At 59.0% G+C, this 251-nt stretch carries 1 protein-coding gene; it reads right to left on the bottom strand.

Annotated elements, in window-relative coordinates; translation table 11 throughout:
* On the bottom strand, nucleotides 1-251 hold a 251-nt coding region (locus SB765_RS32085; RefSeq protein ID WP_410932821.1), incomplete at both ends, for a potassium-transporting ATPase subunit KdpA.

Here is a 251-nt window from a genome sequence, read left to right as displayed (position 1 = left end):
GGGACGCTTCGCCGCTGTAGTTCTGCCAGTTGGTATTGGTCATGAAACTGACCGCGGTATTGAAGGCCAGCGTCCACTCCTGCCCCGGCAATTTCTGCGGGTTCAGTGGGAGGTAGTCCTGGAACAGCAGGATCGCGAACAGCAACACAAAACCGGCCAGGTTGAACGCGATCAGCGCCAGCGTGTACTTCTGCCAGCTTTGCTCCTGGTGCTCGTCGACGCCCGACAGGCGATAGCAGGCTTTTTCCACC

Source organism: Pseudomonas sp. SIMBA_067, from assembly GCF_046534675.1.
GTDB classification, from domain to species: Bacteria; Pseudomonadota; Gammaproteobacteria; order Pseudomonadales; family Pseudomonadaceae; genus Aquipseudomonas; species Aquipseudomonas putida.
The sequence above is the reverse complement of the archived record's forward strand: the minus strand, read 5'-3'. Positions and strand labels throughout refer to the sequence as shown.